General features: G+C 60.4%; 13 protein-coding genes. 3 read left to right on the forward strand and 10 right to left on the reverse strand.

The window, feature by feature from the left end; genetic code table 11:
• Positions 1-337: 337 nt before the first annotated feature.
• Together NW828_RS05045 and NW828_RS05050 are read right to left on the reverse strand one after the other, a co-directional pair.
• A complete protein-coding gene (locus tag NW828_RS05045; protein ID WP_041436262.1) occupies positions 338-832 on the reverse strand; it encodes a GNAT family N-acetyltransferase in 495 nt (164 codons plus the stop codon).
• A gap of 68 nt (positions 833-900) precedes the next feature.
• Positions 901-1,065 (reverse strand): DUF6464 family protein, encoded by a 165-nt coding sequence (locus NW828_RS05050; protein ID WP_414382113.1) that lies wholly within the window; start codon positions 1,063-1,065, stop codon positions 901-903.
• Positions 1,066-1,361: 296 nt separating this feature from the next.
• On the opposite strand from NW828_RS05050, the gene NW828_RS05055 reads away from it, so the two are divergent.
• Positions 1,362-2,444 carry an Mrp/NBP35 family ATP-binding protein gene (locus tag NW828_RS05055; protein ID WP_414382085.1) on the forward strand — a complete coding sequence of 361 codons (1,083 nt, stop codon included), beginning with the start codon at positions 1,362-1,364 and terminating at the stop codon, positions 2,442-2,444.
• On the opposite strand, the gene NW828_RS05060 is transcribed toward NW828_RS05055, so the two are convergent.
• The 4 genes from NW828_RS05060 to NW828_RS05075 form a co-directional block, all read right to left on the reverse strand.
• Positions 2,441-2,809 carry a hypothetical protein gene (locus tag NW828_RS05060; RefSeq protein ID WP_414347463.1) on the reverse strand — a complete coding sequence of 123 codons (369 nt, stop codon included), beginning with the start codon at positions 2,807-2,809 and terminating at the stop codon, positions 2,441-2,443. The two genes, NW828_RS05055 and NW828_RS05060, sit on opposite strands and share 4 nt — an antisense overlap.
• A 65-nt stretch (positions 2,810-2,874) precedes the next feature.
• Positions 2,875-4,806: a BamA/TamA family outer membrane protein gene (locus tag NW828_RS05065; RefSeq protein WP_414382088.1), complete on the reverse strand. Its 1,932-nt coding sequence runs from the start codon at positions 4,804-4,806 to the stop codon at positions 2,875-2,877.
• A 99-nt stretch (positions 4,807-4,905) separates the two neighbouring features.
• Positions 4,906-5,265: a hypothetical protein gene (locus tag NW828_RS05070; RefSeq protein ID WP_414382089.1), complete on the reverse strand. Its 360-nt coding sequence runs from the start codon at positions 5,263-5,265 to the stop codon at positions 4,906-4,908.
• 240 nt (positions 5,266-5,505) lie between these two features.
• Positions 5,506-6,750, reverse strand: a complete 1,245-nt coding sequence (locus NW828_RS05075) for an ABC transporter substrate-binding protein (protein ID WP_414382092.1) — start codon at positions 6,748-6,750, stop codon at positions 5,506-5,508.
• 319 nt (positions 6,751-7,069) lie between these two features.
• Between NW828_RS05075 and NW828_RS05080 the strand changes: the two genes are divergently transcribed.
• Together NW828_RS05080 and NW828_RS05085 are read left to right on the forward strand one after the other, a co-directional pair.
• Entirely contained in the window at positions 7,070-7,888 is an 819-nt protein-coding gene (locus tag NW828_RS05080; RefSeq protein ID WP_414382094.1) for an ABC transporter ATP-binding protein, read from the forward strand.
• Positions 7,885-8,592, forward strand: coding sequence for an ABC transporter ATP-binding protein (locus NW828_RS05085; RefSeq protein WP_414382097.1), 708 nt, complete (start codon positions 7,885-7,887; stop codon positions 8,590-8,592). Before NW828_RS05080 ends, NW828_RS05085 begins: the two co-directional genes overlap by 4 nt.
• A gap of 35 nt (positions 8,593-8,627) precedes the next feature.
• Here NW828_RS05085 and recN read toward each other — a convergent pair whose 3' ends face one another.
• The 4 genes from recN to NW828_RS05105 all read right to left on the reverse strand — a co-directional run bounded on the left by recN (position 8,628) and on the right by NW828_RS05105 (position 14,646).
• The gene (gene recN, locus NW828_RS05090; RefSeq protein ID WP_414382099.1) at positions 8,628-10,334 is read right to left on the reverse strand and encodes a DNA repair protein RecN; all 1,707 of its coding nucleotides are present in this window, start codon (positions 10,332-10,334) and stop codon (positions 8,628-8,630) included.
• A 194-nt stretch (positions 10,335-10,528) separates the two neighbouring features.
• Positions 10,529-11,545 (reverse strand): M14 family metallopeptidase, encoded by a 1,017-nt coding sequence (locus NW828_RS05095; protein WP_414382102.1) that lies wholly within the window; start codon positions 11,543-11,545, stop codon positions 10,529-10,531.
• Positions 11,546-11,752: 207 nt separating this feature from the next.
• Positions 11,753-13,141, reverse strand: a complete 1,389-nt coding sequence (locus NW828_RS05100) for a glutamate-cysteine ligase family protein (RefSeq protein WP_414382105.1) — start codon at positions 13,139-13,141, stop codon at positions 11,753-11,755.
• A 152-nt stretch (positions 13,142-13,293) separates the two neighbouring features.
• On the reverse strand, positions 13,294-14,646 hold the full coding sequence (locus NW828_RS05105) for a TldD/PmbA family protein (RefSeq protein WP_414382108.1): 1,353 nt from the start codon (positions 14,644-14,646) through the stop codon (positions 13,294-13,296).
• Between the last annotated feature and the right edge of the window lie 240 nt (positions 14,647-14,886).

The following is a 14,886-nucleotide window of genomic DNA, read 5'->3' on the forward strand; positions in this document are numbered from 1 at the left end:
CTGGGATCCCTTTCCTGGGCAACCTAATGTTTAACCAACGGGGGTGCGGGGGCAACAAGCCCCGCGCTCTACCCGCAGGGTTAGCGTCGGGATACATGGATCCCTGCATGCTATACCATTATCTTTTTAGTACCCAGGAATGCTGGGGAAGGGAAACCACCTGTCCAGTTGTTCTGTCGGGGGTCGTAGACCTAGACAAGTGGCGTGGGGTAGGAATACCCAACCGCGAGGTAAAGACTCCATCCCGCTGACGCCAAGGGAAGCCCGCGCTCTGTCCGTAGGACGAGCGCCGGGAGGATGTCACGAATGCTAGGGTCTGTAACAGAGGGGAGCTTGCTCAAGATCGACAGGGATCCTTGGCCAGCCGAGCCAGAGCCTCCAAATCAGCACCCACCACGCGGTTGAGAATCCATTCGGGATGTTGCTGGGCACCCATGCGTCGATAGAACTCTATCGCCGGCTGATTCCAATCCAAAACCATCCACTCCAGCCGCCCATATCCTTTGGCCACCGCCTCCTGAGCCACCCGCGCCAAGAGCGCTTTGCCAATGCCTCTGCCGCGAAACTCCGGCAACACGAACAGATCCTCAAGGTAAATCCCTGGTCGGGTCAGGAACGTGGAAAAATTGCGGAAGTAGAGGGCAAATCCCACCGCTTGCCCCTCCACTTCTGCCAACAACGCCGAGGCCAAAGCCTCTGGGCCAAACAAATAGTGGCGCAACAGATCAGCGGATCCCGTTACCAGGTGGCTCAGCTTCTCGTACTCGGCCAAAGCGCAGATGAGGTCAAACAAAACGGGCACATCTAAGGCGGTGGCAGGACGGATTTCCATACTTTTGCCTGGCTTCACAACCAATTCCTTGAATTTCCTGAGATACCGGCACGAGAACAGACCACAGTTTATTCTTGTTGTGGACAGAACGCCCAGGCAGCATCTTTTGGACGCGCAGCGTGGTGGGGGCAGCGGCAGGGGCCCAGAGGACTCACCGCACAAGGCAGGTAGGGTGACCGAGAAAAGTAACGGCAGGAGGGATCCCAGGCCGAGTCAGAAAAGAGAGTTGGCATGGCCCGGCGCTCGTCCCCGATTGAGAGGCGGCGGGATCCCCTCTTTTTCAGCAGAGGGATCAACTGAGCCCAGAACGTTAGCCCCAACCACAAGCCAACTCCCACTCAGCGCTTGCACAATTGCCCTCCCTCGTCGGCCAACAGCGTTGTCTTTCAACCAGAATCAGCCTCGGCCAGCCTGCTTGCCCAGGACTAGCGTGGCAGCCCGTTTTGGAGCTGTCCTTCCCTGCCGACAAGAACCCGAGAAAAACCGATTAGAGTGAAATATGGACTGACCCGCTGAGCCTTTGGATTCCATGACCACCTCCACCCTCGATGCTGCCGCCATCCTTGAAGCGTTGCGCCCTGTTCAAGATCCGGAGCTGCGCCGCAGCCTGGTGGAACTGAACATGATCCGGGATATTCGCGTCGAGCCTGGGCGAGTGGCCTTTACCCTGGTGCTGACCACGCCGGCCTGCCCTTTGCGAGAATTCATTGTCGAGGAGTGCAAAGCTGCCATCCGCCGGTTGACCCCCATCGAAGCCATTGATGTCACGGTAACGGCAGAAACCCCCCGTTCCCCTTCCCTGCCGAATCGCCAGTCCATCCCCGGTGTGCGCAACATCATCGCCATTTCCAGCGGCAAGGGGGGCGTGGGCAAAACTTCGGTGTCGGTGAATGTGGCCGTGGCGCTGGCCCAAAGTGGAGCGCGGGTGGGGCTGCTGGATGCCGATATTTACGGTCCCAATGTGCCGCTGATGCTGGGCCTGCAGGATCGGTCTCTGGTTGTGCAAAAACGGGAAGATGGCGGCGAAGACATCTTCCCCTTGGAAAATTACGGCGTCAAGATGGTGTCGATGGGCCTCTTGGTGGGACGGGATCAGCCGGTGATCTGGCGGGGGCCGATGTTGAACGGGGTGATCCGGCAATTCCTCTATCAGGTGCAGTGGGGAGAGTTGGACTACTTGATTGTAGATATGCCCCCCGGCACCGGCGATGCCCAATTGACCCTAGTGCAGGCAGTGCCGCTGGCAGGAGCTGTGATCGTCACCACGCCCCAATCGGTGGCCCTGCTGGACAGTCGCAAGGGCTTGAACATGTTTCGGCAGTTGGGGGTGCCCATCCTGGGTATTGTGGAAAACATGAGCTACTTCGTCCCGCCCGACCTGCCGGATCGCCAGTACGATATTTTCGGCTCAGAAGGGGGAGAGACCACGGCCCGCGAGCTTGGTGTCCCGCTGCTGGGGCGGATCCCGCTGGAAATCGCCCTGCGCCAAGGGGGAGATATGGGTACGCCTATTGTCATCGGCCAACCTGAGTCGGCTTCAGCCCGGGCCTTGAAGCAGATTGCCAAAACCTTGGCAGGCCGCGTTTCCATGTTGGCTTTGGGGGCAGGCTAGAAGCGCTCTGCTTCCACCAACGAGACCCCGAAGCTGCGTCCCCCCACCACAATCCCCTCTTGGGCCTTGCCGCGCACGGTCACTGTGCTGTTCATGGCCGGCAGCCCCTTGTCGGTGATGACCCAAAGGGAACCGCTGTTGTCTTGGAGCTCATACACACCCTGGCCGAACACCCCTATCTGGTTCACCACGCGACCGCGGACATACACATCGGTGTAGCGGGAGGGATTTTGCTCTACGGTGGCGATGGGAGTTGTGCCGATGCCCAGCCGCGCCAGTTGCCCACACCCTGCCAGGGCTAAGCTGAGGCCCAGCAGGAGCGCCAGGGATCCGCCGCGGAACGATTGGCCAAGTTGCTGTTTCATGGGTTGCTTCCACTGACGAGCACCTGCTCCCACCATAGCAAGCCGGCAGCCGATCCACGGCCAAGTCAGAACTTCTCGCCAATGCCGAAGTGCAGTTGGCCTTGGCCGGCTCCGCCTTGCCCAACCGCGTAGTCGATGCGCAGCGGCCCCAAGGGAGATTGGATGCGAATGCCGACCCCCAGCCCCAAACCACTGCCCGGCTTGTTGCGCACCAGGGCAGGATTGCCGGCCACCGCAGCTCCACTGCCCAAATCGGTGCCGTAGTCGGCAAAGACCACTGCCCCCACCGGGTCAAAAAGGGGGAAACGCAACTCGGCGGTTGCCGTAGCAAAGCTGCGACCGGAACCGATACCCCCCTCAAAAAAGCCCCGCACCGAGTTGCCGCCACCAATGGCAAAAGCATCGTAGGGAGCCAAGTCGCCGATGGTCGTGCCCGCCCGCACATCAAAGGCCAATACCTGCGGTCGCTCGCTGCGGGTTTGAAACAGGTTGACGGGGATGAACTGGCTGTAGCTGGCCTCGAGGCGGTTGGCATTCAAGCCATTTTGAAACAGACGTACCGACTGTTCTGTGGAGATGCGAAAGACCGAGCCCTGGCTGGGGCTGTTGGGGTTGTCGCGGGTATCGTTGATGAGGCCGAGGCGCAGGGTGGTGTAGCTGTCTTGGCCGCTCTCGCTGAAGGTAATCGGGTTGCCCAGCACATCGAAGCGCTGCTGCTCCCCGTTGCTGTTGCGAGCTTCTACAAATTGGATGCGGGTGCCCAAGCTGGCCCGCCAATTGCCCCCAATCGGGCGAGAGAAAGTCACCCCGCCACCAAGACGGTTGATGCGCACGGGATCCCCATTGGGCAGGGTGAATCCCTCATTAAAGACAAAGCTGGAGCTCTGCTGGTTGGAGATGTTGACGTTGTAGGAGGTGGGAATGTCCAGCGTGGCAATCCGCGGGTCGGTGAAGTTTAAGTCGAAGAGGGTTTCGTTGGTGCCCACCTGCACGTTGAAGCTGGCACTCTGGTTGTTGCCGCCCAAGTTTTGTTCGGAGACGTTGAGGCCGGCGAAGACCCCTGTGGCGGAGCTGACGCCGATGGTGCCTCCCAAAGTGCCGGTGCGACGTTCTTCCACGTTCACCACCACCACCACCTTGTCGGGATCCTGGCCGGGGTTGAGCCCCACATTCACGTCCTGAAACAGGTTGAGATTAAAAACCGCCTGCAGGTCTTCCTGGATTTGGTTGCGGTTAAACACATCCCCCGGCTTGGACTTCAGCTCGCGGGTGATGATGAAGTCGCGGGTTTTGGTGTTGCCCTGAACGCGAATATCCTCGATCACCCCTTCGGCGATTTCCAGGGTGATGGTGCCGTCTTCAGAGGAGCGCACATCCGTCACTTTGGCCAGCACGTAACCCTTATCGGCGTACCACTGCTCGATCTCGGCCACCGCCGATTGCAGCTTGCCAAAGTTGAGCACCCGCCCTTCCTGGTCGGCAAAGGCGGCCCGCAGCACTTCCGGATCCAGAACTTTCGCCCCTTCCGTGCGCACGGCTTTCAGGATTGGGTTGGGCTTGACCTCAAAGGTGACCCGCACCCCCAAAGGCGTATCGGAAGGCACTGCCCGCACATCGGCAAACAATCCGGTGGCAAACACGGCATTGATGTCTTCCCGCAACTGGGATCGGGTGGAAACCTCGCCGGCGCGGGTGCGGATGACGCTGTAAACCCGGTTGATCAGCTCCGGATCTTCAGTGCCCTCAACCACTACCTCCGCTACCAACACTTCTGGCTCGCCGGCAGTGGGGGGTGGGGTGGGGGAGGGCTGGGCGGGGGTGTCGCCACCGGTGCGCAGGTCGAGGGTGCCGGGCTGAGGAACCGATTGCGCCCAAGCCGGGGATCCCATCAGCAGAGCGCTACGGGACGCTTCAGCAAACGCAAAAGCGGTGCTGAGCACCATCCCGCGGGTGAGCGCTGAAGTTAGCCAAGGGCGAAGTTGCCTGGAACGATTCATGGGGATCCCTCGCACACCAAAAAGCAAGATTGCAGAGCCGGGCCAAGCTTGCGTTAAAACCCTCTGCCGCCCAGCAGCGGACAATTGCCCTGGATTATATCAATCCCCATCCACCCAGATCCGAGCGTGGCCGCGAACCGGATTGCGGACTTGGGCAGTCTGGAGTGCAAAAAGCAGCCTCCCCCGCTCAAGGCAGGCGCAGGGATCCCCGGTGATGGGAGCAGGAGTGGGAGGCAAAGAGCGGCTGCTCCTCCAGCCCCAACTGTCGGCGTACTGTTGTGGGGGAACGTTGGGCAGGATCAGGACGGTGTTTTGCAGGACGTTGCTTTGCAGGGTGGTGGCGTTGCCGTTCAGGATCGCCATCTGCTGGGTGTGGGAAGTCTGAGCCAGGACGGCTGGAGCAAACCCGAAGCCGAGCAGAGCTGCCACTCCGGGGAGGAGGAGTTGGGTGGACAACATCGAGGATTCTCCACAAGACGCCAGGATGCCGACACTTTAGCCTGCTTTGCCCTCCGCTGAGTTGCCGCAAAAAAAGCTACGTGATGGGGAGGGATCCCTGCTGGGGACGTACAGCCGCGCGGCCCAGATCCACAAAAAAGCCTGCAGAGAGTGCTCTGTGCAGGCCTGCCTTACTCATCTTGATTGTCTTGATTGAGCTTGGAAGGAGAAGCCGGCCCCGCTAAGGAGCCCCAGGGGAAATTAGCTCCCCGGCTCAAACACTTTCAGATCGACCACCTTCCCCCCTTGGAACGTCCAGTGGGCAAAGGTTCCAGCCACATCCCCCTTCTCGTCGAAGTCCAGCGAGCCGGAAGCGCCGGTATAGTTGATGTCTTCCCCTTTCTTCAGCAGCTCTACCGCCTTAGCCCACTCGCCGGGCAAGATCTCAGTGCCGGGGGGATTGGCCACTTGGCGCAAGGCATCGCGAACGGCAGTGCCATCGGTGCTGCCGGCTTTTTGGATGGCCAAAGCTAAGAGGAAGGCGGCGTCATAGGCGGTGTCAATGTAGGGGGTGGGAGGTAGCTCCCCGTAGGCAGCTTTGTAGGCGTCCGCAAAGGTCTGGTAGGCCTTGCTGTCGGTGAGGGCCTGGGGCGAGGTGCCGATGGATCCCTCTAGCTTGTCGGCTCCCACCTGGGCTGCCACATCGGGAGAGCGCATGCCATCTGTGAAAATAAATCGGTCAAATAGACCTTCTTCCAAAGCTTGCCGCAAAATGACCACGCCGTTTTCGGGGTAGCCAATCAGCACCAACGCCTGGGGATCCCCTTCCTTGAGTTGGGTCAGCTCACTGCGGTAGGAAGCCTTGCCGGGCTCGTAGGGAACAGCCTTGGTGATCTTGCCGCCCTGCTTTTCAAAGGCCGCCTTAAAGCTGTCGGCGAGGCCCTTGCCGTAGTCGTTGTTGATGTAGATGACTGCCAGCCGCTCCAGCTTCTCTTCGCGGGTGACCTGAGCTAGGGCTACCCCTTGGAAAGCATCAGAAGGAACGGTGCGAAACAGAAAATCGTTGTCCTCTAGGGTGGTGATGGTGGGGGCGGTGGAAGCGGGGGAAATTTGCGGGATCCGATTGGGAACAGAAACCGTCGTGGCCACCGGAATGGTGATGCCACTGCCCAAGGCGCCGATGATGCCGGCCACCTTCTCCACGTTGACCAACCGCTGAGCTGCGTCGATAGCCGGCTGAGCCGACGTCTGGTCATCCGCTTCGACCACTTGGGCAGGGGATCCCAAAATGCCACCGGCAGCGTTGATTTGGTCGAGGGCCAACTTGATGCCCTTGAGGCAATTTTCTCCGTAGGCCTGCAAATCTCCTGTCAAAGACAGCAGAGCCCCAATTTTGACCGGCGTTTGAGCCGCCTGCTGGGCTGTGCCGGGCAGCAGAGTGGTGGCCAGAGCAGCAGCCGTGAGGGCAGCCGCCGCCGCAAAAGCGCGTCGAGTGAGTTTATTCATCCGAGACATAACCAACAACCTCCTGCGAGGGAAGAGAAAGTAGAACTCAGATCGCAAAAGCCGAGTGTTGAATCGTATCCATCAGACGTTGGCTCACCTCAAAGCGTTCCCCATTCCCTCAAAAATAAAGAGGGCTCCAGAAAACAGGCGGGCCAGACTCCGTATCTTGCTTGTTCCTTGGCCGCTACAAAGCCGGCTACAACCTCCAAGGGCAGTTGCCCCCGTAGGAATCCAGGAAGGATAATGGGCAAACCCGGCAATTGGGCTCATTATGAAATACTGAACCCATTGGGCAGCGGGGTTCTTCCGAGGCAGCGGCGTGATTGTTATCGACGACATCTCCAAGCGGTTTGGCGGCATTAGCGCGGTGGATCACTGTTCCTTCCGCATCGAAACCGGTCGGATTACGGGCTTGATCGGCCCGAATGGGGCAGGGAAGACCACGCTCTTTAACATCATCGCCGGGTTTATTCGGCCCAGCAGCGGGCGCATCTGGCTAGATGGGGAAGACATCACCGGCCTGCCCCCTCACCATCTGTTCCGTCGAGGGCTGGTGCGCACCTTTCAGATCCCGCGGGAGTTTGGCCGCATGACCGTCTTGGAGAACTTGATGGTGGTTCCCCCCAACCAGATAGGGGAAAACCTGTTCGCCACTTGGTTTGGTTGGCGGCGGGTGCAACGACAAGAACGCAACCTGCAAGCTCGGGCGGAAGAGGTTCTGGAACGGCTGAACCTGATCCATCTGCGGGATCAACTGGCCATCACCCTTTCCGGCGGGCAAAAAAAACTCCTGGAACTGGGACGTACCTTGATGACCGATGCGCGGGTGATCCTGCTGGATGAACCGGGGGCCGGCGTCAACCGCACTCTGCTGGCGGATTTGATGCGTTTTATCGAGTATCTCAACCGCGAGCGCGGCTGCACCTTCTGCATCATCGAGCACGATCTGGATCTGGTGACCCGTCTCTGCGACCACGTGGTGGTCATGGCTGCCGGCAAGGTTCTCACCCAGGGATCCATGGAGGAGATCAAACAAAACCCAGCCGTGCGGGAGGCCTATTTGGGATCTGTGGCACTGGCCGACTCCCTAAACCCACCCCAACCCTCCCCTCTGCCTTCGGAGGGATCCCTCTCATGACCCCTTTGCTGGACATCCAAGATCTCTACAGCGGCTACCGGGGGGTGGACATCCTCAAGGGGATCCACCTGAAGGTGAACCCCGGGCAAATTGTGGTGATCATCGGCCCCAATGGAGCCGGCAAATCGACGGTGCTGAAATCCTTATTTGGCTTGGCCACCATCCGCTCAGGCCGAGTGCTGTTTCAGGGATCCGACATCACCCACTTGCCTGCCGAGCAACTGGTGCAGCGGGGAATCGGCTTTGTGCCCCAGACCAACAATGTCTTCCCTTCCCTCACCGTGCAAGAGAACCTGGAGATGGGGGCCTTCATCCGACGCGACAACCCTGCCGCCCAACTGGAGCGGGTTTATGAGCTGTTTCCACCCCTGAAAGAGAAACGACGCCAAGCGGCGGGATCCCTATCGGGTGGACAACGGCAGATGCTGGCCATAGGGCGAGCGTTGATGGTGGAGCCGCAGTTGTTGTTGCTGGATGAGCCGACCGCCGGCCTGTCACCGCTGTACATAGAACAGACCTTCGCCCTCCTGCAAGAGATCAACCGTCTCGGCATCAGCATCCTCATGGTGGAGCAGAATGCCAAGCAGGCCCTGAAGATGGCGGACTGGGGCTATGTTTTGTCCACCGGAGAGAACCGCTTTGAGGATACCGGCCCCAACCTGCTGAGCAATCCTGAGGTGCTGGAGCTGTTTTTGGGTGGTTGAGGCCCTCACCCCCCTCCCCTTTCCCAGAAGGAGAGTCAAGCGGGACTGGCCATTTGCTGCTTGCGCAGTTGAGCTGCTTGGTTGAGAAGAGCCTCCACAAACGTCATCGCTTCTTGGGCAGAGTGACCGGCAGTGAGTTGGGCCAGTTCTTCGCGGCGTTCCCGTTCTCCCAAAAGCTCCACCCGCACAGAAGTTCGTTTTTGGTGCACCACCTTGTGAACCCGCAGGTGGTGATCCGCCAAGGCAGCGATCAGGGGTTGGTGGGTGACGCAGAGGATCTGGTGATCTCGGGCAATGCTGTGCAGCTTGGTGGCGATGGCTTGCGCCACTTTGCCCGACACGCCGGTATCGATCTCGTCGAAAACCATGGTGGCCACCGGATCGATGCGGCTGAATACGGCTTTCAAGGCCAGCAGAAAACGGCTCATCTCGCCGCCCGAGGCAATGCTGGCCAAAGGTTGAAGAGGCTCACCCGGGTTGGGGCTAATCCAAAAACTCACCTGATCCACCCCCTCTGCTGTCGGGGGGCCGGGTTGGATCTGCACCCGGAATTGCACTGCGCTCATCCCCAGCGGGCTGAGCTCTTCTATGAGGGCCTTTTCCAGTTGACAGGCCGCTTGTTGCCGCAGTTGAGAGAGCACCTGGCAATGGCGCTCCAGGTCTTGGGCAGCTTTGTCCAGCCGCACCTGCAATTCCTCTAGGTCGGTGTTGTCTCCTCGCAGTTGGGCCAACTCCGTCTGCACCCGCTCCGCATGGGCCATCACCTCGGCCAAGGTCGGGCCGTATTTGCGGCAGGCTTGTCTGAGTTGCGCCAAGCGCCGTTCAATTTTGTTCAACCGACCGGGATCCGCCTCCAGCGTCTCGCCGTAGCGAACCAGCTCCCGCCCCACCTCCTCCACCTGAATGAGAGCGCTGCTGACCATTTCCGCCAGAGGGGCTAGGTCGGGATCCCGCTGGGTCATGGTCTGGAGCAGCCGCTCTACCTGGCCCAACAGATCGGCGATGGCCGGTGAGCCGCTGTCGTTTTGATAGAGCAATTGGTGAGCTGCGTAGCTTTGCTGTTGCAGTTCCACGCGGTGGGCCAGGCGCTCCCGTTCCCGCTCCAGCTTGGCCATTTCGTCGGGATCCTCCAGGCGCAGGGCGGCCAGCTCTTGCGCTTGAAACTCCAGTAGGTCTAGCCGTTGCAGGCGCAGTTGTTGGCTTTGCTGGCGGGATTCCACCTCTGTTTTCAGATGGTTCCAGGTTTGGTAAAGGGCAGCCACCTCCGCCCGTGTTCGCAACAGCTCTTCGCCGCCAAAATCGTCCAGCCAACGGCGCTGGGTTTGCGGAGATTGGATTTGAACGGTTTGCCCCTGGGCGGTGATCTCCACCAATTTGGCCCGCAGGTTGAGCATCTGGGCTTTGTTCACCAGCACCCCATTCACCCGCAGGCGGCTGGTGAGCTTGCCGTTGCGCAACACCAGCTCGCGACTACAAACCAGGCCCTCCTCTAGGGGGTCGATGTGCTCTTGTTCTAGCCAGGCTTGCAGTTCAGGATTAGGACTGAAGATCGCTTCCACCAGACCTCGTTCGCTGCCAGTTCGCAGAGCCCGAGCTGTACCTCCTAGAGCTGCATCCAGCGCATCGAGGATGATGGATTTGCCGGCCCCGGTTTCTCCGGTGAGCACGTTTAGCCCCGCTCGAAAAGGGATCTCCAATTGCTCGATCAGGGCAAAGTTCTCGATCCGCAGCAGGCGCAACATAGGGATCCCGTGGGCTCAGCGTGCCGTTGGCAGTTTTCAGGATAGGGCTTGCGGGGTCGCTCTGTCCCACGTTAGCGTACCCACCATCCCTCGGCGGACGGGTACAGCGGCCAGCGGGGAGTCTGTTATTGCAGGGGTGGGGAGCACCACCCGTTCTGGTTTGGGGATCCCCTCGGGGAAATTGGCAGCCCGGCTCAGCCCACCAGGGGGTAGCGCTCCATCAGGTAGCAGAGGCAGTCTTGGCGGATGATGCGGCTGTTGAGGGTGAGCATGCCCGGCATGATGGGCACGCTGGTGCGAATTTCTCCATTGCAGGCATAGAAAAAGCGATCCGCCACATTTTGGCCCTGCTCGTCTTGCACCTCCAGGTGGAAGCCGTTGTTCGTCCAGCCAATAGGGGTGTGGGGGGGAAGCTCCCGAAAATTGAGGAGATCCAAATCCGGCGGGAAGCGGATGTGGGAGGGGGATCCCTCTTGGTCGCCATTCTCTTCCCCAAAGCTGAAGCTCACCTGATCCGGGACTTTGACAATGGCGACGCTGTGGAAGAGGTCGATATCTTGGCTGAGGACAGGGCGCTGCGGGATCGCCGACAGGTGCAGGCAGGCTTCCAGAAATTCGTAGGCATGCTGGGTGCCATAGGGCTGATCCGGCTTGCCGCATTCCAGGGTCACCGCCGGGCAGAAGCGCCCGAAGGCCATGCTCTGCACCCCTTCTGGCTTGGTGAAATAGAGGACGGTGCGCCCAAACAAGGTGGCCAGGTGCAGGGTAGGGGCATCCAGGTGATTGACACAGGCGTAGTGGGGGTTGGTGCCCGTGTTGTTGTGGATATCGACGCTGGCAAAAACGCCCCGCTGCTGCATTTGCTGCAGGACGGCCTGGGCCATGGCATGTTCGGGGGTGGAGCCGGAGCCCCAAATGCGGTTGTAGTCCGGTTGGCCATCTAGCCGCCGTTGCCGGTGGCGGGCAGCCTGCACGTTGCCAATGAAAAGGGAAAGAGAACGGGGCAATTCCCGCTGGGCGTGGTGGCGGAGGAGCTGCCGCACCGCCTGCCAACCGGTGGTTTCGTTGCCGTGCAGCAGGACGGACACAAACAGGGCCGGATCCCGTCGCCCCGGCAGATGGATGAGGGTTGGCCCACCCAATCGGTCGTAAAGCTGATGGGCCTCTAGATCCAGCAGTTGATCCGGTAAATGATCGAGGACGGTGAGCATGCTGTTTGGGCTAAGAGGCTCGATTCAAACTTCTGGCTTCCGGCCCTAGAGTGGGAGGGAGCGGGAGTCCAAATGAACCGTTTCGCTGCGGTAGCTCGGGTCGCGAAAGACCCTCTGAGCAAGAATCTGCCCGCTCGAAATTTGAGCAAGGGTCCACCCTGCCGCTGCGGTGGCCCACCGCTGGTACAACCGGCTGTGGAGAGAGCCCTAGCTGAGATCCCAGGTGTGTACCGGTTGGCCTTGCCGCTGCCGTTCCCAGTAGGCACAGGTCAATTGTTGCATATCTTTACCATGCCGAGCCACGTAGCGGCGCTGCCAGGTGGCCCCATTCTGCCCCGACTCCACCCGGGCGCGGAGAATGCCCAGGTACTCCTGAATATCGGAGGGGGCCAGATCCAGTTGAACCAAACCCGCCTCTGCTTGGGGGATCAGCTCTTCCAGCAGCAATTGGCGCAGGGATCCCTGCCAACCCTTGAGCCAAGTGATGGGGGCCTCCAGGCCGAAGCGGGCAGCCGTGTAGAAATTGGCGCGGCACTGGGCAAAGCTCAGCTCCTGCTCGGGGGGGACGGGCTGGGATCCCAAGGCTTGTACCAGGCCAAAGTAGAAGGCCGCGTTGGCGATCATGTCGGGTAGGGTTGGGCCTGCCGCTGCCACCCGCTGTTCGATGCGCAAGTGGGGAACGGGATCCAAGCCGATGAGGGGGCGGTTCCAGCGCCAGATGGTGCCGTTGTGGAGGCGCAAATGGGCCAGCTCTGATGGGGAAGTGGCTAACCTTTGTGGCAATACCACCGGGTAGCGATGCAGGTTTTCCCAGAACAGCTCCATCAGGGATCCCTGTACATAGCCTTGCCCGAAGGTGACGCGGGGGCAGTGGGTGGGGGAGGGCGGGGGTGGCCCATCCAAAGCTTGCTCAAACAAAGGGATGCGGGTTTCTGCCCACAGATCGTGCCCGAACAGGTAGGGGGAATTGGCCGCCAGCGCCACCAAAGGGGCCGAGGCGATGAGAGAAGCGTTGAAGTAGCGGGCTGCCTGGTGGGGGGCCACCTGCAGATGGATTTGGAAAGAGGTGGTTGCCGCTTCCAGCATGATGTCCGGGTGGGTAACCCGCAACCGCCCAGCCGGTCCTTCGATATCTAGCCCCAGGGAAGGGATCGCTTGGGATTGCTCACGCCGGTGCAAGTTCAGGATTTGCTCATTGAGGGCCAGGTAACGCTTGCGGGGGGAGATCATCTCCAAGGTCAGTTGCTTTTGCTGCACCGTGGGCAAAATCCCGATCATCATCAACCCCGCCTGCAAGTGTTCGGCCACCTGGCAACAGCGATCCCACGTTTGGCCCAGCTCTTGCTGAAACTGCCGCAGAGCCAAGCCGGTCAAAACTTGGGGCCGGCTGTTGATCTCCACGTTAAACTGGGCCAGTTCCGGCACCACCAGCGGATCATTCACCGCTTCCAGGTAGGCTGAGTTGATCGGGGCCGGATCCCCCTGAGGGGTGACCAGCCACGCCTCCAGCTCAAACCCGCCCACCGGGGATCCCTGGGCAAAGGGCCGGCAGGCGGGATCCAGCCCCGGCGCACCGGCCAACCAGCGCTCGAGCAACTTCGTCTCTTGCTGGAGCCGAGCTGCAAACTGAGCAAAGTCTGCAGTACCAAAACGGAGGCAGGTGATCTCCTGGCCCATGGGAACAACTCCGCAGCTTTTGGGAATGAGGTTAATCGCTGTTGCCGGGATCTCGACACCCCTAGCTTTACTTAGCCCGCAGTGATGGATACATCTTCAATGCGCAGGGCGGGAAAGGCAGCCGTGCCGTTGAAAACCGTTACTTCCTGGGAAATGGCGGAGATATTGCGCAAACAATCGTAGAGATTGCCGGCAATGGTGGTCTCCAGGATGGGGCGTTTCTCGCCGCCTTTGACCAAGAAGCCCCCTTTCACCACCCCAGAAAAGTCACCGGTAATGGGGTTGCTGCTGCCGGAGAGGCGGGTGACGATAACTCCCCGATCCATCGCGTAGAGCTCGGACAGGGGGGTTGTCCCTGGGGCCACCCTCAGGCAAGCCGGCCCTACTCCCGGCAGGCTGCCTGCTCCCCCTGTGGCATGGCCGTTGGAGGGAACGCCAGCAGCGCGGGACTCGTAGCTGTTGTACATGAAGTTGCAGAGGATCCCTTCGTGAACCAAGGGGGTGATTTGGCGAGGGATCCCTTCGCGGTCGAAGGGCTCAATGGGGTAGCCGGGCAGGCCCAGGCCTTCAGAAACCACGGTGAGCAACGGGCTGGCGATCCGGGATCCCATTTTTTGCGCCAAGGGGCTTTTGCCTTTGCGCACCGCATCCGCCCCCAGCACAAAGAGGAGATCCCCTAGAAACTCCTCCACCACATCTGGCGGCAGGACAATGGGGCCGCGGAAGCTCTCCCCCTCGCCAGCCCCCAGCGCGCCCACGCATTTCTGGACAAAGCGATCAAAAGCCCGCTCCAGCGCCGGCACCAGATCAGCCCGCTTCTGCACACTGTCGCCGTCGTAGGCAAAGCTGCCCACCTCGTCCCCGTCGATGGCCATGCCAAACAGGGATCCCCCCGCCTCGACACTGTGGTAGTTGGCCCGGATGCCGGTGGAAGAGGCGATGGCCAGGGTCTCTTCCTCCACGCTGAGGGAGCCGCTGTCGATGGTGATGCGAGGGTCTTTGGAGCGCACCCACTCCAGCAATTGGGATCCCAACTGGGTCAGCTCGGCGGCATCCAGTTCCAGCAGGCCTGGGTCGAGGGCAAAGGGCACCTGGGGCAAAGGTTGGGGCTCCGGCAGCCCGTTGAGGGGATCCGCCGGCGAAGCCTTGGCCATGGCTACAGCCTCAGCCGCCGTCTCGACCAGCTCTTCCGGGCGGTTGGAGGTGGCAAAGCCCAGCCTGCCGTCGCAGAAAACCCGGATGCCGAACAGGGTCTCGCTGCTGCTGCGGGCCAGGTTGAGGTCATTTTTCTCAAAAGTGACTTCCGTTTCCCGGCCTGAGTTGGCAAACACTTCTGCCTGGTCGGCTCCAGCGGCCAACGCCTTGTACACACCCTGTTCACAGAGATCCAGCAGGTTTTCCGGGGAAATGATGGAGCTGGGCATAGAAAGCGGGATAGCAAGAGGACAGTCCTATTATCGGCCATGGCTCAGAGCTACTTTTCCCTGACCCCCTGCCGTCTATGGAGTCCCAGCACCAACCCCTTCGTCCAACAACGTCACTCTGGTGCGCACCTTCCGGCCCGCTCCCCCTGGGCAACAATCAGCAGAGAGCATGACTCTAGTCAATAATAAGCTCAACTATACTGAAAATAATGTATAATATGTTCAGTACGGATTACTACC

It is taken from the genome of Synechococcus sp. W55.2 (assembly GCF_047461635.1).
GTDB lineage: Bacteria > Cyanobacteriota > Cyanobacteriia > Thermostichales > Thermostichaceae > Thermostichus.